The organism is Exiguobacterium sp. s7 (assembly GCF_018618195.1).
GTDB lineage: Bacteria > Bacillota > Bacilli > Exiguobacteriales > Exiguobacteriaceae > Exiguobacterium > Exiguobacterium mexicanum_A.
Genome location: NZ_JACSLO010000002.1, coordinates 128,062 through 150,074, shown reverse-complemented (window position 1 = coordinate 150,074; position 22,013 = coordinate 128,062). Strand labels below are relative to the sequence as shown.

At 51.2% G+C, this 22,013-nt stretch carries 20 protein-coding genes and 1 other annotated feature; of the genes, 7 read left to right on the top strand and 13 right to left on the bottom strand.

All coding sequences use genetic code 11. The annotated features are described in order from the left end of the window. Positions 1-33 precede the first annotated feature (33 nt). A complete protein-coding gene (gene ezrA, locus KNP79_RS03325) occupies positions 34-1,764 on the bottom strand; it encodes a septation ring formation regulator EzrA (RefSeq protein ID WP_214711728.1) in 1,731 nt (576 codons plus the stop codon). 237 nt (positions 1,765-2,001) lie between these two features. On the opposite strand from ezrA, the gene KNP79_RS03320 reads away from it, so the two are divergent. Together KNP79_RS03320 and rpsD are read left to right on the top strand one after the other, a co-directional pair. Then, entirely contained in the window at positions 2,002-2,484 is a 483-nt protein-coding gene (locus tag KNP79_RS03320) for a GAF domain-containing protein (RefSeq protein ID WP_138859180.1), read from the top strand. Between the two features lie 223 nt (positions 2,485-2,707). After that, positions 2,708-3,307 (top strand): 30S ribosomal protein S4, encoded by a 600-nt coding sequence (gene rpsD, locus KNP79_RS03315; protein ID WP_029595169.1) that lies wholly within the window; start codon positions 2,708-2,710, stop codon positions 3,305-3,307. Positions 3,308-3,351: 44 nt separating this feature from the next. Here rpsD and KNP79_RS03310 read toward each other — a convergent pair whose 3' ends face one another. Both KNP79_RS03310 and tyrS read right to left on the bottom strand, forming a co-directional pair. Next, positions 3,352-3,975, bottom strand: a complete 624-nt coding sequence (locus KNP79_RS03310; protein WP_034778254.1) for a GTP pyrophosphokinase — start codon at positions 3,973-3,975, stop codon at positions 3,352-3,354. A gap of 106 nt (positions 3,976-4,081) precedes the next feature. After that, positions 4,082-5,329, bottom strand: coding sequence for a tyrosine--tRNA ligase (tyrS, locus tag KNP79_RS03305; RefSeq protein ID WP_214706418.1), 1,248 nt, complete (start codon positions 5,327-5,329; stop codon positions 4,082-4,084). 47 nt (positions 5,330-5,376) lie between these two features. After that, positions 5,377-5,574 (bottom strand) — a binding site (T-box leader). Between the two features lie 168 nt (positions 5,575-5,742). On the opposite strand from tyrS, the gene KNP79_RS03300 reads away from it, so the two are divergent. Next, complete coding sequence (locus KNP79_RS03300; protein WP_215191287.1) at positions 5,743-8,232, top strand: transglycosylase domain-containing protein; 2,490 nt, start codon at positions 5,743-5,745, stop codon at positions 8,230-8,232. 44 nt (positions 8,233-8,276) lie between these two features. Here the strand turns inward: KNP79_RS03300 and acsA are convergent, their stop codons facing one another. Further along, on the bottom strand, positions 8,277-9,983 hold the full coding sequence (gene acsA / locus KNP79_RS03295) for an acetate--CoA ligase (RefSeq protein WP_034778256.1): 1,707 nt from the start codon (positions 9,981-9,983) through the stop codon (positions 8,277-8,279). A 155-nt stretch (positions 9,984-10,138) separates the two neighbouring features. Between acsA and KNP79_RS03290 the strand changes: the two genes are divergently transcribed. From KNP79_RS03290 to KNP79_RS03280, 3 genes are read left to right on the top strand one after another with little or no spacing between them, the layout of a single operon-like run. After that, complete coding sequence (locus KNP79_RS03290; RefSeq protein WP_214706431.1) at positions 10,139-10,768, top strand: GNAT family N-acetyltransferase; 630 nt, start codon at positions 10,139-10,141, stop codon at positions 10,766-10,768. 12 nt (positions 10,769-10,780) lie between these two features. Further along, positions 10,781-11,413 carry an acetoin utilization AcuB family protein gene (locus KNP79_RS03285; RefSeq protein ID WP_214753029.1) on the top strand — a complete coding sequence of 211 codons (633 nt, stop codon included), beginning with the start codon at positions 10,781-10,783 and terminating at the stop codon, positions 11,411-11,413. After that, complete coding sequence (locus tag KNP79_RS03280; RefSeq protein WP_214823161.1) at positions 11,410-12,579, top strand: acetoin utilization protein AcuC; 1,170 nt, start codon at positions 11,410-11,412, stop codon at positions 12,577-12,579. The genes KNP79_RS03285 and KNP79_RS03280 overlap by 4 nt, the downstream gene beginning before the upstream one ends. Positions 12,580-12,629: 50 nt before the next feature. On the opposite strand, the gene ccpA is transcribed toward KNP79_RS03280, so the two are convergent. The 4 genes from ccpA to KNP79_RS03260 all read right to left on the bottom strand — a co-directional run bounded on the left by ccpA (position 12,630) and on the right by KNP79_RS03260 (position 16,256). Further along, the gene (gene ccpA / locus KNP79_RS03275) at positions 12,630-13,643 is read right to left on the bottom strand and encodes a catabolite control protein A (RefSeq protein WP_034778263.1); all 1,014 of its coding nucleotides are present in this window, start codon (positions 13,641-13,643) and stop codon (positions 12,630-12,632) included. A 126-nt stretch (positions 13,644-13,769) separates the two neighbouring features. After that, positions 13,770-14,861 (bottom strand): bifunctional 3-deoxy-7-phosphoheptulonate synthase/chorismate mutase, encoded by a 1,092-nt coding sequence (locus KNP79_RS03270; protein WP_034778264.1) that lies wholly within the window; start codon positions 14,859-14,861, stop codon positions 13,770-13,772. 137 nt (positions 14,862-14,998) lie between these two features. Continuing rightward, entirely contained in the window at positions 14,999-15,709 is a 711-nt protein-coding gene (locus tag KNP79_RS03265) for a YtxH domain-containing protein (RefSeq protein WP_215191285.1), read from the bottom strand. 22 nt (positions 15,710-15,731) lie between these two features. After that, complete coding sequence (locus KNP79_RS03260; protein WP_034778266.1) at positions 15,732-16,256, bottom strand: DUF948 domain-containing protein; 525 nt, start codon at positions 16,254-16,256, stop codon at positions 15,732-15,734. A gap of 172 nt (positions 16,257-16,428) precedes the next feature. On the opposite strand from KNP79_RS03260, the gene KNP79_RS03255 reads away from it, so the two are divergent. Further along, entirely contained in the window at positions 16,429-17,541 is a 1,113-nt protein-coding gene (locus KNP79_RS03255) for an aminopeptidase (RefSeq protein WP_034778267.1), read from the top strand. Between the two features lie 39 nt (positions 17,542-17,580). Here the strand turns inward: KNP79_RS03255 and KNP79_RS03250 are convergent, their stop codons facing one another. The 5 genes from KNP79_RS03250 to KNP79_RS03230 form a co-directional block, all read right to left on the bottom strand. Beyond that, positions 17,581-18,033, bottom strand: coding sequence for a Dps family protein (locus tag KNP79_RS03250; RefSeq protein ID WP_034778268.1), 453 nt, complete (start codon positions 18,031-18,033; stop codon positions 17,581-17,583). 101 nt (positions 18,034-18,134) lie between these two features. Then, positions 18,135-19,442: a UDP-N-acetylmuramate--L-alanine ligase gene (gene murC / locus KNP79_RS03245; protein ID WP_034778269.1), complete on the bottom strand. Its 1,308-nt coding sequence runs from the start codon at positions 19,440-19,442 to the stop codon at positions 18,135-18,137. A gap of 95 nt (positions 19,443-19,537) precedes the next feature. Further along, entirely contained in the window at positions 19,538-20,494 is a 957-nt protein-coding gene (locus KNP79_RS03240) for a hypothetical protein (RefSeq protein ID WP_215191283.1), read from the bottom strand. 53 nt (positions 20,495-20,547) lie between these two features. Further along, the gene (gene ytpR / locus KNP79_RS03235) at positions 20,548-21,168 is read right to left on the bottom strand and encodes a YtpR family tRNA-binding protein (protein WP_138859168.1); all 621 of its coding nucleotides are present in this window, start codon (positions 21,166-21,168) and stop codon (positions 20,548-20,550) included. Positions 21,169-21,216: 48 nt separating this feature from the next. Continuing rightward, positions 21,217-22,008 carry a DUF1444 family protein gene (locus tag KNP79_RS03230; protein WP_215191282.1) on the bottom strand — a complete coding sequence of 264 codons (792 nt, stop codon included), beginning with the start codon at positions 22,006-22,008 and terminating at the stop codon, positions 21,217-21,219. Between the last annotated feature and the right edge of the window lie 5 nt (positions 22,009-22,013).

Sequence of the window (22,013 nt, the reverse complement as noted above, 5' to 3'; positions counted from 1 at the left end):
TTAATTCCCGTTTACGTCAATCTTCATGCATCATTATTTTCGTAATAGCTCTTGTTGCTCCAAACCTTTTTCGACACGCTGACGAATCTCGCGGGCCGCGCCTTCATCGAAGCGCCCGAGGACGCGTTCACCGATTTCGACGGCCGTGCCGTACTCTCCGTGTAAAAACTTGTTCTCGGCGAGCGTCAAGGCGATATGGACCTCGTTGTCACGCCGGCGATAGCGGTTCGCATATTGCAGCAGCTGCTCGGCGTACGTGACTTGGCGTAAGAGCGCTTTGACCCGGTCGCGGAAGTTGTCCATCGTCTCTTCGACGTCGTGGCTGAGTCCGACGATATACGTCATATTGAACGGCGCCTTCTCGAACTGTTCGTCCAACGATTGAACGCCTTTTTGCAATTGGCGCATATCGCTCGTCAAATCCGTCGGGACGACCGGCATGGCGCTCTTCGTAAGGAGTCGGCGATGGGCCGACAATTCCTTCTTCCAAGACTCGAGCTTGTTACGAACCTCGAGCTCTTCTTTACGGAGCGAGTTCGTATTTTCGATGAAGCGTTCATGCATGGCACTAAACTGGTCGAGCGACCGTTTTGCTTCTTGCACTTTCGACTTGATCATGCTGAACGGGATCATTTGGGCGACGAGCGCCTGTTCGATATCGAGCACGTTCGCCGTGAGCGTCGCCCGCTCACGTTCAAGCTGTTCAAATTCTTCACCGACTCGAGCGTTGATCTCATAGTTGCTGACGAGTCGAGTCATCTCTTGATGGAGTCGCGCCATGACTTCGCTCGTCTGGCGGTCACGGTCTTTCACACTCGCGAATTCTTTCTTCACGTATTGGCGCGCGTCGACTTCGGTCCGGAACGCTTCGAACAACTGGTCGATGTCCGAACTGAGCTGTTGCATGTCCATCTCGAAATGATCGAAGTCGAGCTGTTCGATGCGGTCCATGAGCGCCGATCGGCGATCTTCCGCCTGCTCGATTTCTTCCATTAAACCGAGCGGTTCGAGCGCGTAGCCGTCCATTTGCATCTCTTTATGCCCCGAACGCAACTGGTTGAGCTGTTGTTTCAAGTCAACCTGCACCGTGCGAACGAACTGAGGGATGACACTGACGAGTTCACGAATCTTCGTCACTTTCTCAGACAAGACTTGGCCGGCGACGTACGCCTCCGATACTTGGCCTTCTTGCTTCAACGTGATCATCTCGGTCCGTTTTGCTTCCGCTGCCGCAATCTCAGATTCGACGAGTTCATACGTCGGGCCGAACGCACTGTTTTGCGCGACGAGTGTCTTCCGGAATTGGTACAGCTCTTTCTCGTCTTTTTTGACGATATCGAGGAGCGACGAATGATGCTGATTAAACTCATCCATCTCGTCGAGCATGGCGTGTACCATCGACTCGAGCTCTTCAATCAACTGTTCCGTCGCATTCAAATCCGATTTGACTTTGAGGAAGCGATATTTGTCCAAATCTTCTTCGGCATGATAGAGCGCCTCATCGATTTGCCCGGTATGTACACTGACGAGTTCGTCCCATGACTGATGCCAACGCTCGAACTTTTCTTTCGTCTCGCCCTCCATCGGCCACTGTTTGAACTTCTGAAGTTCGGCCGGGACGCTGGCGCTGAGCACGCTTTGTTTGCGCATGTCTAAATCATCAATTTTCTGGTAAAAATTCCTTCGCACGAGCATGCTTCCCAGCATCGCCCCTAATGCGATGACAATGATTCCAATTAAAATTCCGTAGATTCCGTAATCCATCTCTGTCACAACCTCCAAGCCGCTTTCGTGGACTTATGTATCTGAATGAATAAATGAAGTATTTTATGAGTATAGATAATACTAATCATATTATAGAACCAATGATTTGCATAGGTTTTCCAACGGTTTAGGGAGAGAATGTTATTTTTCACATGAATCTTTTAAGAAGACAAAATAAAAAAATGCGTGTACCATAATGCTAATCAATCTTGCTTTCATTCATTAGGAGGGAATCCCATGTTCCAAACGACTACTTACTCTGGCGACTTGGCCGCCGGTTACGACCTACTAAACAAACAACTCGCCGCGCTACTCGAAGGCGAGACGAACCGTGTCGCGAACCTTTCGAACGCGAGCGCGCTTCTCAACCAATTCCTCGACCGGATCAACTGGGTCGGCTTCTATTTAACAGAAGGCGAAGACGCCCTCATCCTCGGACCGTTCCAAGGTCTGCCGGCTTGCGTCCATATCGCGTTCGGCAAAGGAGTTTGCGGGACAGCCGCCTCGACGCAAGAGACACAACTCATCGCAGACGTTCATCAATTCCCGGGCCATATCGCTTGTGATGCGGCTTCGAACTCGGAAATCGTCGTCCCGCTCGTCCGTGACGGTAAGACCATCGGCGTGCTCGATATCGACAGCCCTGAGTTCGATCGCTTCTCGGATGTCGACCGTCAAGGGTTAGAGCAATTCTGCCAGACATTACTTCGCTTCATCTGATTGACAAGCGAATCATTTCGTCGTATACTGATTTTTGTGCATGAAATGACGATAGCAGTCATTGACAGACGTATCCACCTTTCGGGCCTCGACTAAGTCGGAGGAGCATCTCGTAGCTTCGCTATCAAGTGAAGGTGCTTGAACCTATGAAAGGGGCGTCACCAGTCTTTGACACCGTTGTTCTTTTGTGCAAAATACATGAACAACAAGGAGGAGTCCAAACATGGCTCGTTACACAGGTCCAGCTTGGAAACTCTCGCGTCGCTTAGGCATCTCGCTTAGCGAAACGGGTAAAGAATTAGCAAAACGTCCTTACGCACCAGGTCAACACGGAAATGGTCGTCGTAAAATCTCTGAATACGGTCTTCAGCTTCAAGCGAAGCAAGCACTCCGTCACATGTACGGAATCAACGAGAAGCAATTCCGTCGCATCTTCAACGATGCAGGGAAAATGCAAGGTATCCACGGTGAGAACTTCATGTTCTTGCTCGAGTCACGCCTTGACAACCTCGTTTACCGTATGGGTCTCGCTCGCACACGTCGTGGAGCGCGCCAACTCGTCAACCACGGTCACATCCAAGTTGACGGTTCACGTGTAGACATCGCGTCTTACCGTGTAAAACCAGGTCAAGTCATCTCAGTCCGCGAGAAGTCTAAAAACTTCAAAGCGATCGCTGAAGCTCTCGAAGTAGCACCAGCTACAAAAGACTACGTAACATTCGACGCTGAGAAGCTCGAAGGTACATTCGTACGTCTTCCTGAGCGTGCTGAATTGAACGACCAAATCAAAGAGCAACTCATCGTTGAGTACTACTCACGTTAATGCTTTTATCCCCTTCCCTGCTTTGGCAGGAAAGGGGATTTTTTTTACTTTAATATTTGTTCGCGAATCCGGCCCATCTGCGTATCGAGCGCGTCCGCCATCTTGGCCGCTTCAATCAACTCGAGTTTCGACGCCTCTGGGACGACGTGTTGGTATTTATAATGAAGCTTATGCTCCGTCGCCGCCCAAAAGTCCATGGCGAGCGTGCGGATCTGAATCTCAGCCGGCACCCAAATGACGCGTTCCGCCAAATAGACTTTCGTCCGGACGATGAGATGCAGGCTCCGATAACCGCTCGGCTTTGGATCTTTGATGTAGTCTTTGATCTCATCGATTTGTAAATCGTCCCGCTTCTTCAAATGATCGAGGATGGCGTAAATGTCATCGCGGAAACTCGTGACGATCCGGACGCCGGCGACGTCATAAATATTGTCCCAAAGTGCTTCCACTTCAAGTGGGAGCCCTTTTTGGTTCATCTTCTTGATAATTGACGGCAACGTCTTCATCCTCGTCTTCACATGTTCGATCGGAGAGTAACCGAGCCGCGTCTGCCAATCGAGGTCGATGATGCCGAGGTCGCTCTCAAGCTCGGTGATCGCCATCTCATAGTAGCGGAACCGCTCCCGCCATTGGTGGAACTGTTCGCCAAAAAACTCTTCAATTTCCATAGGAAAGCCTCCTTATCGTCTATACTTGCCATCGTATCAGACCGAAACCAATTTGAGATATAAAAAAACGTCCATGTCCGCAACATTTGGGACATGGACGAATGCATCAGACGTGACGGATCACGAAGTATTTTTTCTTGCCTCGGCGGATGACCGTGAACTCACCAAGTGTATCGGCACGTGTCACCGTCTTATCGAGCGCTTGTTCGCGCTCCCCGTTCAAGTAGATCGCCCCGTTTTGAACGTCTTCGCGGGCTTGACGTTTTGATGGCGCAATCTTCGCTTCGACGAGAAGATCGACGAGGTTACGTTCGCCGTCAAGTTCGAACTGAGGCATGCCTTTGAATGCAGCATCCATATCTTCTGGCTTGAGCGTCTTCAAATCACCGCTGAAGAATGCCGCCGTGATGCGGAGCGCTTGATCGAGACCTGCTTCACCGTGCACGAGTTTCGTCATCTCTTCGGCGAGGCGACGTTGGGCGACACGTTTTTCCGGTGCAGACGCCACTTCGCTTTCAAGCGCCAAGATGTCGTCATGCGACAAGAACGTGAAGTATTTGATGAACTTGATGACGTCGGCGTCGTCGACGTTGATCCAGAACTGGTAGAACTCGTAAGGTGTCGTCTTATCGGCGTCGAGCCAGACCGCACCACCGGCCGTCTTACCGAATTTTTGTCCATCCGACTTCGTCACGAGCGGTACCGTCAAACCGAACGCCTTTTCCGAGTGACCAAAGCGACGAATCAGTTCGAGACCGGCCGTGATGTTGCCCCACTGGTCGCTGCCCCCAACTTGAAGACGGCAGTTCTCATTTTCGTACAACTTCAAGAAGTCGAACGATTGCAAGAGCATGTACGAGAATTCCGTGTACGAGATCCCGTTCTCCAAACGCGAGTCGACCGAGTCTTTGGCGAGCATGTAACTGATCGGGAAGTGTTTGCCGATGTCGCGCAAGAAGTCGATGATCGACAACTCTTCCGTCCACTCGTAGTTGTTGCGGATTGAGATTGGATTCTCTCCTTCAAGCGGCAAGAAGCGGCTCAATTGGTCTTTGATTCGATCCGAGAATTGTTTGACCGTGTCGAGCGTGTTGAGCGAACGCTCGTCCGAACGTCCTGACGGGTCACCGATCATGCCGGTCGCCCCACCGACGAGAGCGATGACATGATGCCCCGCCTCTTGGAAACGTTTGAGTGTTAAAATCGGGAGCAAGTGCCCGATGTGGAGCGAGTCCGCCGTCGGGTCGAACCCGGTGTAAAGCGTCGTCGGTTTGTTCAGCTGTTCTTTCAATCCTGCTTCGTCCGTCATTTGGTTGACGAGACCTCGAAATTCTAAATCCTTCAATAATTCCATCTGTTCCACTCCTTCAATTGACATAAAAAACGCCCCTTCTCATATTGAGAAGGGACGGAGATTCCGCGGTACCACCCTAATTGCCACAGCTGTGGCCACTTGTAGCGAGAGATAACGGTCTCGACCCGGCCGAACGGCACGCTCCAAAAGTGTAATTCATCGGCTGACATTGGCTAGTTCACAGCACCCACTAGCTTTCTGGACAAGCGGTCAGTCGACTACTTCGCTTTCTTCATAGCATCTTTGTTTATGGACTATGCTTTACATTTTATAAGTTCCATTTCCAAATTGTCAACCGAGAATATGGAAACTTGCATCCGGTAGTCGATTCGGGGTAAGGTCAGGAAGGACTTGTGCTATAATCGTATATATTACTGTCAAAAATAGTTTTACACCATATTAAGGAGGCTGTCATGCTGCAAAAGATTCGAGACACATGGAACCAACCAAAGTCCTTGAAAGCCCGCCGTTATGCCAATGTATTTTACGATGTATCGTGGAACGTACTGCTCTTAACGATTATATCGGTCGTTCTCATTGGATTTTTAGGCGCCGGGATCGGAGCGGGTTATTTCGCTTCCCTCGTCAAGGATATGCCGGCACCCGCATATAAGACGATGACGTCGCAAATCAACACATACTCATCGACTTCTGACATTTATTTTGGAAGCGGTGAACGCATCGGGAACTATACGACGGATGAAGTCCGCGTTCCCGTCGCCGTCGAGAAAGTCTCTCCGTTCGTCGTCGACGCATTACTCGCCACAGAGGACGTCGAGTTTTACGAACACGATGGTGTCGTGCCGAAAGCGACGCTCCGTGCCATCTTACAGGAAGCGACCGGATCGGAAGACCGGACCGGCGGTTCTACGCTCACACAACAGCTCATCAAAAACCAAATGCTGACGAACGAAGTGTCGTTCGAACGAAAAGCGAAAGAGATTTTACTCGCCCTTCGCCTCGAGAAAGCAATGAACAAAGATGAGATCTTGAACGCGTACTTGAACGTCGTCTCATTCGGACGAAACTCGATGGGACGCAACATCTCAGGGATTGAAGCAGCCGCTCGCGGTGTCTTCAATACATCGGCTGAGAAGTTGACGTTGCCACAAGCCGCTTTCCTCGCCGGGATCCCGAAAAACCCGTTCCTGTATACACCGTATTATCAAGGCGGTGTCATTAAAGAGGACGTGTCACCGGCCATCAACCGGATGAAAACGGTACTTAACCGGATGTACGTTGCTGGGAAGATCACAAAAGAAGACTATGACGCTGCATACAACTACGACATCACAAAAGACTTCATGAAGACGCAATCGAAGCCGCGTGATCGCTATCCGTATGTTGTGCAAGAAGCTGAACTTCAAGCAAGACAAATTGTCACGAACTACTTGCTCGAACAGGACGGCATCGTCTTGGCAGATTTAAAAACGAATGAACAAAATGAAATTAGAACGACTTACGCCAAACGCGCCCACAATATGCTGCGCCAGGGCGGATTCAAGATTCATATGACGCTTGATAAAAAAGTGCACGAGGCAATGCAACAACCCGCTAAAAATGCCAATAACTTTGATAAAAATCAATACATCGAAGAAGAAGATCGCACGTTGCCTGAACAGACAGCGTCAATCATGATCGAGAATAAGACAGGGCGTATCCTAGGTTTCGTCGGCGGCCGCTATATTAACGGGAAGACCGACGAAGTGAACCGCGCTATGCGCATGGAGCGACAAATCGGGTCGACAGCAAAACCAATCTTGGTTTATGCCAATGCGATTGAAGCTCGGATGATTACGCCCGAAACGACGATTTTAGATGAAGAATACTTCTACCGATTCACCGGTCCTGGTCAACCGAAAAAAGAAGTTGAAAACGAGAGTAGAACGCACAGCGGCCCAGTAACGGCTCGCGAAGCGCTGAAACGTTCCCTTAACGTTCCCGCTGTTAAAATCTACGAAGAACGGAACCAAAAACCGGCTGACACGCAAAAACTTGTCGACATGGGCATCGAAGTGTCAGAAGCGAACCGAAACGCTTCATCGATGGCATTAGGGGTCGGAGAAGTCAGCCCGGTCAACTTGGCCGCGTCTTATGCGATGCTCGCGAACTATGGGGAGCATGTGGAACCCTACTTTATCGAACGCATTGAGTATAACGGTGAAACTATCTTTGAGAAACAACCGAAAAAGACGCGCATCTATACCGATCGCACGTCTTACCTCGTCATCGACATGCTACGGGATGTCTATACGTCAGGAACAGCAACGTACGCTCGATCACTCTTGAACGTCCCTGGCGATTGGATGGGTAAATCTGGTACGACGAACGACCGACGCGACTCGTATTTGGTTGGCTCGAATCCGAACGTCACGCTTGCTGTTTGGTCTGGTTTTGACTCACAATTCGGTGAAATGCAAAACAGTTATGAAGTAGGTCAGTATTACCAACGGACGCAACGTATCTGGTCACAGACGGCCAACCGCGTATACGCCGACAATCCTGAAATCTTCAACACTGGGGCGCGCTTCAACCAACCTTCTAGCGTTTCTGCCGCTGACTTCAAAGACTCAGGCTCATTCTCGGAGAAGAAGAAAGTCGAAGAGAAGAAGAAGGAAGAGGAAGCCAAGAAGAAAGCCGAAGAAGAGGCGAAGAAGAAAGAAGAAGCTGAAGAGAAGAAACAAGAGGCTGAAGAAAAACAAGAAGCTGACGCTGCTGCGAAAGAAAAGGCAGATGCTGAGGCTAAAGCGAAAGCTGAAGCGGAAGCGAAGAAAAAAGCTGAAGCAAAAGCTGAAGCCGACAAGAAGAAAGCTGAAGAAGAAGCTAAAAAGAAAGCCGAGGCTGAGAAAAAGGCTGAGGAAGATAAGAAGAAAGAAGACGCCGAAGAAGCAGACGGCGCCTAACTCGACAAGAAAGGTCGACACATCGCGTGTCGACCTTTTGTCGTTCAATCTTCCATTGTCGATAAGTCACCTGTCTCAAGGTTCAATTCCCAAGCTTTCAAGACGCGACGCATGATCTTCCCGCTTCGTGTTTTCGGTAGCTTGTCTTTGAATTCAATCTCACGCGGGGCCGCATGGGCCGCGAGCCCTTCTTTGACGAACTTTTGAATCTCCGTCTTCAGCTCGTCTGACGGCTCATAGCCTTTACGGAGCGCGATGAACGCCTTGATAATCTCTCCACGGACCGGATCTGGTTTCCCGATGACACCGGCCTCGGCAACTGCCGGGTGCTCGACGAGACGACTCTCGACTTCGAACGGACCGACCCGTTCGCCTGCCGTCATGATGACGTCATCGACGCGGCCTTGGAACCAGAAGTAACCATCCTCGTCCATATAGGCCGAGTCGCCTGAGACGTACCAATCACCCCAGAAATAGCTCTCATACTTGGCGTCGTTCTTCCAAATCTTCCGCATCATCGACGGCCATGGCGTCTTGAGGGCCAAGTTGCCCATCCGATGTGGTGGGAGCGGTTGACCGCGGTCGTCTAAGATGGCCGCTTCACAACCCGGGATGGCTTTCCCCATCGAACCCGGTTTGATATCCATCGTCGGATAGTTACAAATCATCATCGCACCCGTCTCTGTCATCCACCACGTATCATGAATCCGTAACCCGAACGATTCGTTCCCCCAACGAATGACTTCCGGGTTGAGCGGTTCACCGACCGAGAGGATATGGCGGAGAGATGATAGATCATATTTCTCGAACGCTTCTTCGCCGGCACCCATGAGCATCCGGAACGCCGTCGGCGCGCTGTACCAGACGGTGACCCCGAACCGTTCGATGACCGAATACCAGAACTCCGGATTGAATCGTCCTCCGACGATCACATTCGTCGCCCCGTTCAAGAACGGAGCGAAAATCCCGTAGCTCGTGCCCGTCACCCAGCCTGGGTCGGCCGTGCACCAGTAAATATCATCCGGTTGTAAGTCGAGCACCCATTTTCCCGTCATCAAGTGCTGCACCATGGCGTTATGGACGTGCAGGACGCCTTTCGGCTTCCCGGTCGACCCTGACGTATAATGCAAGATCATGCCGTCCTCACGGTCGACCCATGTGATGTCGAGGTCAGTCGAAGCTTCAGCCGCCAATTTGCGATAGTCGATGATTTTCCCGGCTTCTTCTACCCCGTCGCCGACGATCAAAATCGTCTCCAAGTGCGGGAGCTGATCGACCGGGATGCGCGGCAAGAGCGCCTCGGTCGTCACGATGACTTTCGCTTCCGAGTCGAGCAGACGGTCGTGAACGGCTTGTTCCATGAACGCCTCGAACAACGGACCGACGATGGCGCCCAATTTAAGTGTGCCGAGCAAAATAAAATAAAGTTCTGGACTCCGCGGCATGAAGATGAAGACGCGGTCGCCTTTCTCCACTCCAACCGATTTCAGAACGTTTCCGGACCGATTGCTTTCTCGTTTCATATCTTCATACGTATAGCGCTCTTCTCGTTCCCCATCGAAATAGAGCAATGCCAGTTTTGTGGCAAGTTCACCTTCGGCGTGACGGTCGATCGCTTCGTACGCCATGTTAACGTTCCCCGTCAAATTCCAAGAAAATAGTGCTTCTGCTTGAGTCCACTCGAACGACTGACAAGCCTCTTCATACGACGCCAATTGATGTTCCCCTGATAACGCTTTCAATTTTTCCATCGCTAAAGATTCGCCTCCCCTGTAATGAATGGTATAACCACTTTCAGTATAGTGTTAATATTGTGACAAATCAATGAATTTCCAAAATCTCCAAAAGAGCGTGAAAGAAGTAGAATGAAAGCGCTATAATAGAAGGTGGAAAAGGTGGTGACTCCATGGAAAAACAATATCATTCAAAGGTGTGGGAAACCTCACTCGGAGCCGTAATCATCGATGGACCCATCGAAAGCGATGTACTGGCGACGTATCGCCTCGATGAGGGATTGACCGCATTTCGTGAACCAGAGGACCAACATAAGGCCCTCGTTGAAATCGCTGACTTGAAAGAAGGTCGCATTATCGTGGCCCGCGTCGACGATCTCGTCATCGGCTACGTGACGTATTTATATCCAGACCCGTATGAACGTTGGAGCGAAGGGAACGACCCTTACATTCTCGAGCTCGGCGCCATCGAAGTGAGTCCGCGCTTCCGCGGTCAACGAATCGGCAAACAGCTGCTCGAAGTGTCGATGATGGATCCACATATGGACGACTTCCTGATTTTGACGACGGAATATTATTGGCACTGGGATCTAAAAGGAAGCGGACTCTCCATTTGGGACTATCGGAAAGTGATGGAGAAGATGATGAACCACGGCGGGCTCGTCTTCTTCCCGACCGACGACCCGGAGATCGCTTCGCACCCGGCCAACTGTCTCATGGCACGGATTGGCAAGAACGTCCGGCAAGAGACGATTGACCACTTCGATTCACTCCGGCTGCGACGCCGGTTCATGTATGACTGAGGAGGGATCTGGATGCTGATTGAACAAATGATGAACCGTCATGTCGTGACGATTCAACCGACCAATACGATTGCCCATGCCGCCAAGCTCATGCGCGACCACAAAGTACGCCATCTCATCGTCACAAATCCGGCCCGTCAAGTCGTCGGAATCGTCGGCCAGTTCGAGATGAGCGGTGCGACGAGTGTGTTCCACCCCGAAAGCGAGAGCGCTGACTTTAAAAACCCCGTCTCGAGCATCATGCGTCAAGATGTGACGACGGCGCACCCGTACGATTTTTTCGAAGACGCGGCCGCCTTGTTTTATGAATATCGTTTGACGTGTCTTCCGATCATCGAACAAGGAAAGCTCGTCGGCGTGTTGACCGAGACAGATTTATTGCGTTATTTCGTCCAATTGACCGGTGCACTCGAGCCAAGTTCACAAATTGAAATCTTAGTCGAGAATACGACCGGCACGCTTGAGAAAGTGACACGGCTCCTCGCCAAGACGAACGTGAATATCATCAACGTGTTCGTCCACCCGACGGCCGACCCATATAAACGGATCATCTCGTTCCGCGTGCAGACGATGAATCCGCTCCGCATCATCGAACGGTTGAAGCGTGAGGGCTTCGACGTGCTCGGTCCGGAGATGTCCCCATGAGACCGGCCTACATATTCGGCGAGAACGAGAACTCGTACCGCTTTCACGAAGATCATCCGTTCAATCCGATTCGCCTGGAGCTGACGACGTCTCTCCTCATCGCCTCAGGCAAGCTTCAGGCCTCCGAGTGTATCGCTCCTCCCCTCGCCTCTGTCGAGTCGCTCGCGCTCGTGCACGACCTCGATTATATCGAGGCGGTCCAAGCGGCCGCCGCAGGTGAGCTGTCGACGTTGAAAGCGAACAAATTTGGGCTCGGTACTGAAGACACTCCGATTTTCCCAACCATCCATGAAGGGGCGGCCCGGCTGGTAGGTGGGACGATGCACGCCCTTGACTTGGTCGCGAGCGGAAAAGTCGAGCGTGCGTTTCACGTCGGGGGCGGTCTGCACCACGGGATGAGACGAAAAGCGTCAGGTTTTTGTGTCTATAACGATGCGGCCGTCGCCATCGCTCACGTCCGTCAGACGTACGGGTCGCGTGTCTTGTACGTCGATACCGATGCCCATCACGGTGACGGCGTCCAGTGGCTGTTTTATGACGATGCGGATGTGATGACCTTATCCATCCATGAGACCGGCCGCTACTTGTTTCCTGGGACAGGATCGGTCACGGAGCGTGGTAACGGGAACGGCTATGGATACAGTTGGAACGTCCCGGTCGATGCATTCACCCAAGATGATTCCTTCCTGCGCTGTTACGAGACCGTGTTCCGGGAAGCGTGCGAGTGGTTCAAACCGGATATCATCCTGACACAGAACGGCGCCGACGCCCATGCATTCGACCCGCTGACACACCTCGCCTCGACGATTCGGACGTTCGAACAGATTCCACAAATCGCCTCTCGACTCGCCGATGAGTACACGGAAGGTCGCCTCGTCGCCCTTGGCGGCGGCGGGTATGACTGGTATCGAACGGTGCCGCGCGCCTGGTCCCAAGTATGGGCCGGCCTGACGCGTGAGGCGCCGTATCGCGGTGACATTCCGGTCGAATGGATTGAACAATGGCAGGCCAAAGCCGATCAAGCGTTGCCGACGCGGTGGGATGACCATACGTACACGTTCCAACACATTCCACGAAAGCAACAAATCGAGGAGAAGAATTGGGAAGTGTCGAAACGGGCGTTCTGGCCGTTCATCTCGAACGATCGCAAATCAATATATGTCTAAAAAAATCCCCTCGTCCGCGGAGTGACTCCGACTGGCGAGGGGATTTTTATTCAGTCTTGACGTACCGAATCGCGACGTTCGATGCGGTGCGGCAAGACGACGTTTTTCTCTTCGATTTCTTCGGCGTTCAAGATTTTCGTCAAGAGACGCATGGCAACGGCACCGATATCATACATCGGTTGGACGACCGTCGTCAATTTCGGACGAATCATCGTCGCGAGACGCGTGTTATCATGGCCGACGACTTCAAAATCGTTCGGGACCGAGAAACCGGCGTCTTGAATCGCGTGAATGACACCGAGTGCCATCTCATCCGTACCGGCGAAAATCGCTTTCGGGCAATCGTCACGTTCGAGCATCTTCTGCATCGCCTCAAGGCCTGATGCGTACGTGTAATTCCCGAGGACGACGTCACTCTCACGGAACGGGAGTCCGGCGTCGTCAAGGGCACGGCGGTAACCAGAGAATTTCTTCTCGCCATTGATTTGTTGCTCGAGTGGTCCTGTGATGAAGCCAACTTGTTTGTGGCCGTGGCCGATCAACATTTCGGTTGCATCGTACGCTGCCTGCTCGTAATCGATGTTGACCGCCGGAAGGTCATATCCTTGGTTGAGCGTCGCCGCAAGGACGATTGGCACCGGCGACTTCTTGAACTCGTTGACGAGATCTTCATGCAGACGTCCACCCATGAAGATGATGCCGTCGACTTGTTTGCCGAGCAACGTGTTCAACAAATGGATCTCTTTGTCACGGTTCGAGTCCGAGTTCCCGAGAATGATGTTGTACTTGTACATCGTCGCCACGTCTTCAATCCCACGCGCGAGGTCTGCGAAAAAGATGTTCGAGATATCAGGGACGATGACGCCGACCGTCGTCGTCTTCTTGCTGGCGAGTCCGCGGGCAACGGCATTCGGACGATAACCAAGACGGTCGATGGCGTCCTGGACTTTCTTACGGGTCGTCGGTTTGACGTTCGGGTTTCCGTTGACGACGCGTGAGACGGTTGCCATCGACACCCCGGCTTCTCGTGCGACATCATAGATGGTTACATTATTACTATTCATTAAAACTCCTCCTACAAGCAATGATTTTCAAACGATTTTCAAAAAACGTGTCAAAAAAGGAAGACAGGTATCTGTCATCATTTTACCCTGTCTTCACGCTATATAAAACGTTTCCAATTGGAAAGCTTACTTTTTCACCAAATCAAGTTGAGGGAACTGGGCCGTAAGCCCGTCCACGAATTGATCGAATTGGTCGAAATCGAGTTGTTGCTGGGCATCCGACAAGGCAATCGCCGGATTCGGGTGCACTTCGACCATGACGCCATCGGCTCCGACCGCAAGCGCCGCCTTGGCCGCCGGCAGTAACAAATCACGTCGTCCCGTCGAATGGGTGACATCGACCATGACCGGTAAATGCGTCTCTTGCTTCAAAATCGGTACCGCCGTAATATCGAGCGTGTTGCGTGTCGCCCGCTCATACGTCCGAATCCCGCGTTCGCACAAGATGACTTGGCTATTTCCGCTCGCCATGATGTACTCCGCCGCATAGATGAACTCCTCGATCGTCGCCGCGAGACCGCGTTTTAACAAGACCGGTTTTGAGGTCTTCCCGACTTCTTTCAACAAATCGAAGTTTTGCATGTTACGCGCGCCGACTTGGATGATGTCCACATAAGGGAGGGCCGACTCGACCGCACCTGGTGTCATGATCTCCGAGATGACCCGCAAGTCGTGGCGATCCGCTGCTTGTTTCAACAGCTGCAATCCATCAAACCCAAGTCCTTGGAAATCATATGGGGAGGTTCGAGGCTTATACGCCCCGCCGCGCAAGATTTTGACACCAGACAACGCTAACTTTTCAGCGACGGCATTCACTTGTTCAAATGATTCGACCGCACACGGTCCCGCAATCAATTGCGGACGTCCGTTCCCAATCGTGACATCATCGAGCGTGACAATCGTATCTTCGGCTTGACGCTTACGCGAGACGAGCAACGTCTTATCACGGTCTTCTCCTTGAAGCTCGGCCGAGGCTTTGAACATCTCTTTGAACAAGTGCTGCAAGCGAGCCGTCTCGAAAGGACCAGGATTCGATGCCGCAATAAAGTCTAACATTTCTCGTTCCCGGACCGGGTCGTACCGTTCGACGCCTTGCAGACGTTTCACTTTACCGATCTCGACAGCGAGCGTGCCGCGGCGGCTGAGCAAGTCGAGCATCTCACGATTCAACTCATCCATCTCGCGACGTAAACGATTCAATTGATCTTGTGGACTCATAAATACCCTCTCATTTCTAAGCCGTTCTTTCCAGAAACCTAATTATATCGAACTTTAACCGCTTTGTCATAGGGAAATGGGCTAGCGACACAAAATCAACAAAAAAAAGCGTCCGGATGGTCCGGACGCTCAATGCATCACTTGTTGCCGTTTTTAAGATCGTTTTTCAAGTCCTTTAATTCTTGTTTCGACTCATCGTCGAGCAAGTCTTTTACAGGGGCTTCAAAATCCGATTCATAGTCTTCTGACTGATCACGGCTGCTTGATGCTTCTTGTTTGTTCGCTGCCGATTTGTTTGTGTTTGCTTTGTTCGCGTTCGGCTTGCTTTCTGATGACTTCGGTTTATCAGATGAGGCATCCGTTTTGGCGTCTGCTTTCGATGAATCGTTTGAGACGTTCGATTTTTTTGTTTCGCTCGACTGATCTTCTGAAGCGCGGTCGAGTTGTTCTTTCACTTCAGCTTCTGCCTCGGCTACGAGCTGATCGGCTTTCTCCATCGCTTCTTCGATTGACAACTCGTCTTCGTCGACTTGTTGCTTCAATTCGGCTGCTTCACGGGCCTTATCTTTGACGAGGTTCAAGACAGGCGCTGCTTTATCGCTGGCCACTTTGATCCATTCGCCGACGACCGGCTCCGCTTTTTCACGTACTTCTTTCGATTTGACCGTCAATCGCTCACGCGACGTCGCCGTCTTCTCGTCTAAATACGTACGCACTTCACGACCGCTCTTCGGTGATGTGAGGAGTGCAACGGCCGCGCCGATTACGCCGCCAAGAACGACACCTGCCAAAAATCCACCGCTCGGTTGTTGTTCGTTGTTATATGTTTTGTTCTTGTCGTATGTCATTGTTACTTCCTCCTTGTGATGGTTATGATTTGATTGTATCGTCTGTCGCAATCAAGCCTGGTGAGACCGTTGTCGGTTCTTGTTCTTGTTTCCGGTCTCGACGTCCGCGACGACGTGATGGTCGTTCGTCAGAAGAGGTCTCGGTTTTATTTTTCTTAAATAATTCTACAGCGACAGATCCCCATCGTACCGCTTGGGCGATCTGTTCTTTATTTTCGTCTGCTGCCACGTGAACAGAAGAAGAAACCGTCCGTACCGACTCCGTCACTTCGTTAAGCGACGTGCCGAGCTCATCAAGCGCATGAGCCACTGGTGCGAGCAATTCTGTTTTCTCTTCGACGTTATCTACAAGACGGTTCGTCTTATGTAAGAGCGCCGTCACTTCCATTGTGATTCCGTCTAATTGACGTTCTAAGTTTTCAGTCGTGTTGGCGACGCTGCCGAGTGTCCGATTGACGTTCGACAAGACACGTGCCAAGAAAAATACGAGTACGACAAATGCGAGTGCCGCGATGAGCCCTGCAATGCCTCCTAATGTGATTTCCATGCATCCATTCCTCCTGTTCGATAATGTGGTGTTTTCATTATAGCACCATTATGACTGAAAAGATTTGTCACAACCGTTTTCGCCATCCGGTCTGATTATTCCTTTACCCGTTTTTATGTTTTCGATTACACTAAAATAGAAATAAATTTAAAAAAGTTAAAGGGGTGGACGTATGAGAGATCCAAGAATCACGCAACTCGCCGACGGATTGATCAATTATTCGGTCGAATTGAAGCCAGGGGAACGCGTTCTAATCGAAAATTTTGGTGTCGAGGAGTCGCTCGTCGAAGCGCTTGTCGAGAAGGCGTACGAAGCCGGGGGGCATCCGTTCGTCTTGTTGAAAGAGAGCCGTATTTTGCGTAAGCTTTACAGCGGAGCAAGCCGAGAGCAACTTGAGCTCATGGCCGACATCGAGCGCAAACAAATGCAGGCCATGGACGCCTATATCGGACTTCGGGCCGGTGACAACATTAACGAGTTATCAGACGTTCCGGCCGAGCAACAAAAACTCGTCGGGGCCACCATCGGTAAAATGCATACCGAGGACCGCGTCAAAGGAACGAAATGGGTCGTGCTGCGTTACCCGTCCCCATCGATGGCGCAACTCGCCGGCAAATCGACCGAGGCGTTTGAGGACTTCTACTTCAACGTCTGTACGCTCGATTACGGCAAGATGGACCGGGCCATGGACGCACTCGTCACGCTCATGAACGAGACCGACCGTGTCACGATCAAAGGGCCAGGAACGGACCTCAGCTTCTCGATCAAAGATATCCCGGCCATCAAGTGTTCCGGTCAGATGAACATTCCGGACGGTGAAGTGTTCACAGCGCCGGTCAAAGACTCGATCAACGGCGTCATCACGTATAACACGCCATCTCCATATCATGGCTTCACATTCGAGAACGTGTCGTTGACGTTCCAAGACGGAAAAATCGTCAACGCGACGGCGAATGACACCGACCGAATCAATGACGTGTTCAATACGGATGAAGGCGCACGCTACGTCGGCGAATTCGCCATCGGCGTCAACCCGTACATCCAACACCCGATGAAAGATATCTTGTTCGATGAAAAAATTGACGGTAGTTTCCACTTCACACCAGGCCAGGCATATGACGACGCCTATAACGGGAACGACTCTTCAATCCACTGGGATCTCGTCAACATCCAACGTCCTGATTATGGCGGCGGCGAGATTTGGTTCGATGACGTATTGATTCGCAAGGACGGACGCTTTGTCGTCGACTCGCTCTTGCCACTCAATCCAGAAAATTTGAAATAACAAAAAACAAGCGTGCCGCAATCGGCACGCTTGTTTTCATTATAGCTTCGTCTTTTTGCCGAGCGCTGCCGACATCATCCAAATCTCTTTCTCGAGTCGCTCGATATGAGAGACGAACGTGTCTTCGATGGCTTCGTCCCCGTCTTCGAAGTTTTCCATCGCGTCTTGCATCTCTTGACGGATCTGTTTGAAGTCACTGATCACGTCCTTGATCATTTGATCGGTATCCGCATGGCGATCCCCTTCTTGCAACGTCGAATGTTCGAGATATTCTTTCATCGTCGCATACGGTTCGCCGTCATTCATCAAGAGCCGCTCCGCCACGTCATCGTACAGTTCAGCGACGAGGTTATACAGTTCCTCCAACTTTTCATGGTACGTGAAGAAGTGAGGTCCGCTAATGTACCAGTGGTAGTTATGCAGTTTGACGAATAAGAGGCCATAGTTGGCCACCTCTTTGTTCAATGTGCTCAATGCGCCTTGGCTTGCCATCATTAACATCTCCTTTTCCAAATTCAGTCGCTAATACTATTACCGTCTTGACTTGATGTTAAACACAAAAAAGCGAACGGCTTAAGCCATTCGCTCTCGATTCACGCTTCGAGTTGGACGTGATTCTCGTATTCACGTTGGTACGTTTGAATGTCTCCGGCTCCCATGAACAGGAGAACCGCGTCTTTATGTTGACTTAAGACACTGACCCCGCCCCGCTTCAAGACGTTCGCGCCTTCGATACGCGATTGCAAGTCTTCGATCGTGACGGTACCTTCTTGTTCGCGAGCCGAACCGAAGATGTCACACAAGTACACAGCGTCCGCTTCGGCTAATGCCGCAGCAAAATCATCCATGAATGACTTCAGGCGTGTATACGTGTGTGGTTGGAAGATGGCTACAACTTCACGGCCGGCGTATTTTTTACGTGCCGCTTCGACTGTCGCGCTGATTTCCCGTGGATGGTGGGCATAATCATCCACTAACACTTGGTTTCCGAGCGTCGATTCGCTGAAACGACGTTTCACGCCGTTAAACGTCTCGAGGCGGTCTTTAACCAATTCTTTCGGTAAGTTCTCATAGTCACACGTCGCGATGACGGCAAGGGCATTCAAGACGCTGTGGTTGCCATATCCCGGAATGCGGAACGTCCCATAGAAGTCGTCACGCAAGTAGACGTCAAACGTTGTTCCGTTGTCCGTCGAGTTCACGTTCTCGGCACGGAAGTCGTTATGGGCACCGAAACCGTAATAGACGATTGGCACGTTTGCTTGAATGTGTTGCAGGTTCTCATCATCGCCACAAGCGATGATGCCTTTTTTCACTTGCTTCGCCATCTCTTGGAACGCATCGATGACGTCATCGAGACCCGAGAAATAATCCGAGTGATCGAAGTCGATGTTCGTCATGATCGCGTAGTCTGGACGGTAGTATAAGAAGTGACGCTTGTACTCACATGCTTCGAAGACAAAGTTCTTCGAGTCTTCGACCCCTTCTCCTGTGCCATCGCCAATCAAGAACGACGTCGGCTCGATGCCGCGCATGACGTGAGCCAACAAACCTGTCGTCGATGTCTTACCATGAGATCCCGTAATGGCGACACTCGTGTAGTGGTCGGCCAATTCGCCGAGAAACTCATAGTATTTGTATATCGTCAATCCGAGCTCGCGCGCTCGAACGACTTCAGGGTGATCGTCAGCGAAGGCGTTGCCCTGTACGACGATTTGCCCTTCGGTAATATTTTCAGGATCAAACGGAAGGATTTCAATTCCTTTGCGATTCAATGCTTCTTCAGTAAAAAATGCTTTGTCAACGTCCGAACCTCGGACCTCATTGTTCATGTCATTTAAAATTTGAGCTAAAGGACTCATGCCCGTTCCTTTAATTCCGACGAAGTGATAACGGTTCATCTGTAAATAGCCCCCCTAATTCATTGCGGTCTGTTGAAAAAATGCGACAAACCTTTGTCATTATAGCAAAACTCCAGGAGTCATGCTATTACAGATTATTGTTTTTTTTTCGCCAAACGACGACTCTTATACATCGCCATCCGGTCTTGCGGTGTCATCATGACATTGAGCGGAGGGCCTTCCGCTTTATACGAGACGCTCATCGCAGGCGTCAACTCTTCTTCGTCAGGCACTTCAATCGGTTCATCAGTCTGTAATGTTTTCGCAACATCTTCGACAACCGGGGCCACCGTCTCAACCGGCGCATCGAGCGAAACGTCCTCTTCGGTCACGTCTTGCTTTTCTTCTCGGACGGCAATCTTCGATGATTTCAAATCGGTCGAACCCATGAACACAGAGGCGAACCCGCTCTCTACAATCGAGACTTCCCCGAGGAGCGGTTTAGTATCTTGTTCAGCTGTCTCGTCTTCAGAGACGAACGGGCTTTCCTCAATCGTTTCCGTGGAAATAATCGTCTCTTCGCTTGGCGTATCCGCGTGCTCGGACACCATTTCCTCAAGCGTCTCCGCTGATGGCGATTCGTCCGCTGCGACATCGAGGTCAGGCTGTGACGTCGGCGCATCATCGACGGTCGGCACGGATTTGTCTACTGAATCAACCACGGGTTCATCCACTGATTCCATCACTGATTCCATCACGGATTCGTCTACTGACTCCACCATCGGTTCATCTACGGAATCAATTACCGGTTCGTTCTTAGGCTCAGGCTCTACGCTTGGCGGCACCGCTTCTGACACTTCCTCAACCGGGACGGCCACTCGCTTTGCTTGGCGGATCGCTGAATCGTCACGCGTCTCCGGAGAATGTTCAGTCGGCAGAATGATTTTCGGTTTCGGTCGGGCGTATCCATAAATCGGAGATGGCACATCCGACGGTACAAATTCATCCTTCGGCTCGGGCTTCGGTACAGGCGCACCTTTCTTCCCTTCCTGGGATAGTTCGCGTCGAATTCGGTCTGCTTGTTGTTTTAATGAACGTTCATATGCATCCATACTTGATTCCTCGCTTTTTCACTCAATCCTATTTAGCAAAAAATCGGTCGAATTTAGCGACCGATTTCAAATGCTTTCCCTACTTCATATTCGTCATCCAATACGAGAATCCCTTTTTCTTGCGGTGCATCAGGTAAGTTCAATTCTCGCGCTGAACAAATCATCCCGTGTGAACTTTCACCTCGTAACTTCGATGGACGAATGATTAAACCAGACGGCATGACCGCTCCCGGTTTCGCGACGACGACTTTTTGGCCGGCCGCGACGTTCGGTGCGCCGCAGACAATCTGGACATCACCTTGATCGGTCTCAACTTGACAGATCGACAATTTGTCCGCATCCGGGTGCTTCTCAGCTTCTTTGACGTAGCCAACGACAAATTTCGGGGTGAAGTCCACGCCCGAAAGCTCGGCTTCGATATTTTGTTTACGCAAGATGACACCGAGCGTCTCAATCAACTCGGCCGTCAACTCGACCGGCCCGTGCCAGTCGCTGACGTCAAAATAATTACTGGCATTGAAGATGTTATAGCCATTGACTTTTCCCGTCGTCGATTTGACGATGGCGACATCATCTTTCCGTTCAACGACTTGGTGGTGGCGATCGCCTTCTCTTAACAAGACCATGAGGACATCGCCGATTCCTTCACGGTTATAAAAAGCATTGATTTGCATACGTAAAAACGCCCCTTCTTTCAAACTAGACACAAATAGTTTAGCAGATTATGCGTCCGTTGGTGGGTTCTTTTTTCCGACAATGAAAATTGGTTCGAGAACGCCGTCCTCATAATGGAAAGAAAGAGCCGTCACCGGAATCCGCCCATTCGTGAAAAAGTCGAACATGAGCTGTTGCATCGCATCATAACCTTGATCGTTGCGGATGTCCGCGATGATCATCACGTCCTGGTGCGGTACCCCGACGAGCATATCGCCTTCGATACGGCGCTCCATGACCCGCAAGAACTCATCATTTAAAATCCGTGACGCTTCATACCCGTCCCGAGCAGCCAGAAAATAGAACGTATTCCCGGCCACAGTATCTTCTTTTAAATCGGTCGGCAACTTCTTGACGTTGTCCCGTGCCAATTCGTCAAGACGCGTCAAAGGCATCCCGTCCAAATGCCGCTCTTCAATCAAGCGATAGCCGTTGCCCAAATCGAGTGCATAAAAGACAGCCGTCTCAGCTGTATGTGGCGTCATCGCGAGTGCTTCCCCACGCTTCGTCTCCGTCGAGAACGAGGCCGAACGGATGACGGGATAAATGTTGGCTTCATTGCCAGCGAGTGTGACCGCATCGTCGGCCGAGAGCGCTGTCTTGATGTAGTCGACGACCTCTTCAATGGCGACTTCTCCCCGGACTTTCGCTTTCGCTACGAGCGGGGCGAGACGGATGTTGACGCCGAACCGGTCCGTGGACCGCTCGATGCGCAACACCTCGTTCTCACGGTCATACGAGGTCCGGTACCCTTCCGTAAACCGGCGTTCGAGATGGCGACGTAATTCATTCCGTTCCATCTAGC

Coding starts and splice junctions, on each gene's coding strand:
- KNP79_RS03270 (WP_034778264.1), bottom strand. CDS start 14,861: ATGAGTCCACAAGATCAATTGAATCGTTTACGTCGCGAGATGGATGAG.
- ezrA (WP_214711728.1), bottom strand. CDS start 1,764: ATGGATTACGGAATCTACGGAATTTTAATTGGAATCATTGTCATCGCA.
- tyrS (WP_214706418.1), bottom strand. CDS start 5,329: ATGGAATTATTGAAGGATTTAGAATTTCGAGGTCTCGTCAACCAAATG.
- KNP79_RS03280 (WP_214823161.1), top strand. CDS start 11,410: ATGAGACCGGCCTACATATTCGGCGAGAACGAGAACTCGTACCGCTTT.
- KNP79_RS03300 (WP_215191287.1), top strand. CDS start 5,743: ATGCTGCAAAAGATTCGAGACACATGGAACCAACCAAAGTCCTTGAAA.
- ytpR (WP_138859168.1), bottom strand. CDS start 21,168: ATGCAAATCAATGCTTTTTATAACCGTGAAGGAATCGGCGATGTCCTC.
- KNP79_RS03265 (WP_215191285.1), bottom strand. CDS start 15,709: ATGACATACGACAAGAACAAAACATATAACAACGAACAACAACCGAGC.
- ccpA (WP_034778263.1), bottom strand. CDS start 13,643: ATGAATAGTAATAATGTAACCATCTATGATGTCGCACGAGAAGCCGGG.
- KNP79_RS03285 (WP_214753029.1), top strand. CDS start 10,781: ATGCTGATTGAACAAATGATGAACCGTCATGTCGTGACGATTCAACCG.
- rpsD (WP_029595169.1), top strand. CDS start 2,708: ATGGCTCGTTACACAGGTCCAGCTTGGAAACTCTCGCGTCGCTTAGGC.
- acsA (WP_034778256.1), bottom strand. CDS start 9,983: ATGGAAAAATTGAAAGCGTTATCAGGGGAACATCAATTGGCGTCGTAT.
- KNP79_RS03240 (WP_215191283.1), bottom strand. CDS start 20,494: ATGGATGCATATGAACGTTCATTAAAACAACAAGCAGACCGAATTCGA.
- KNP79_RS03250 (WP_034778268.1), bottom strand. CDS start 18,033: ATGGCAAGCCAAGGCGCATTGAGCACATTGAACAAAGAGGTGGCCAAC.
- KNP79_RS03290 (WP_214706431.1), top strand. CDS start 10,139: ATGGAAAAACAATATCATTCAAAGGTGTGGGAAACCTCACTCGGAGCC.
- KNP79_RS03260 (WP_034778266.1), bottom strand. CDS start 16,256: ATGGAAATCACATTAGGAGGCATTGCAGGGCTCATCGCGGCACTCGCA.
- murC (WP_034778269.1), bottom strand. CDS start 19,442: ATGAACCGTTATCACTTCGTCGGAATTAAAGGAACGGGCATGAGTCCT.
- KNP79_RS03255 (WP_034778267.1), top strand. CDS start 16,429: ATGAGAGATCCAAGAATCACGCAACTCGCCGACGGATTGATCAATTAT.
- KNP79_RS03320 (WP_138859180.1), top strand. CDS start 2,002: ATGTTCCAAACGACTACTTACTCTGGCGACTTGGCCGCCGGTTACGAC.
- KNP79_RS03230 (WP_215191282.1), bottom strand. CDS start 22,008: ATGGAACGGAATGAATTACGTCGCCATCTCGAACGCCGGTTTACGGAA.
- KNP79_RS03310 (WP_034778254.1), bottom strand. CDS start 3,975: ATGGAAATTGAAGAGTTTTTTGGCGAACAGTTCCACCAATGGCGGGAG.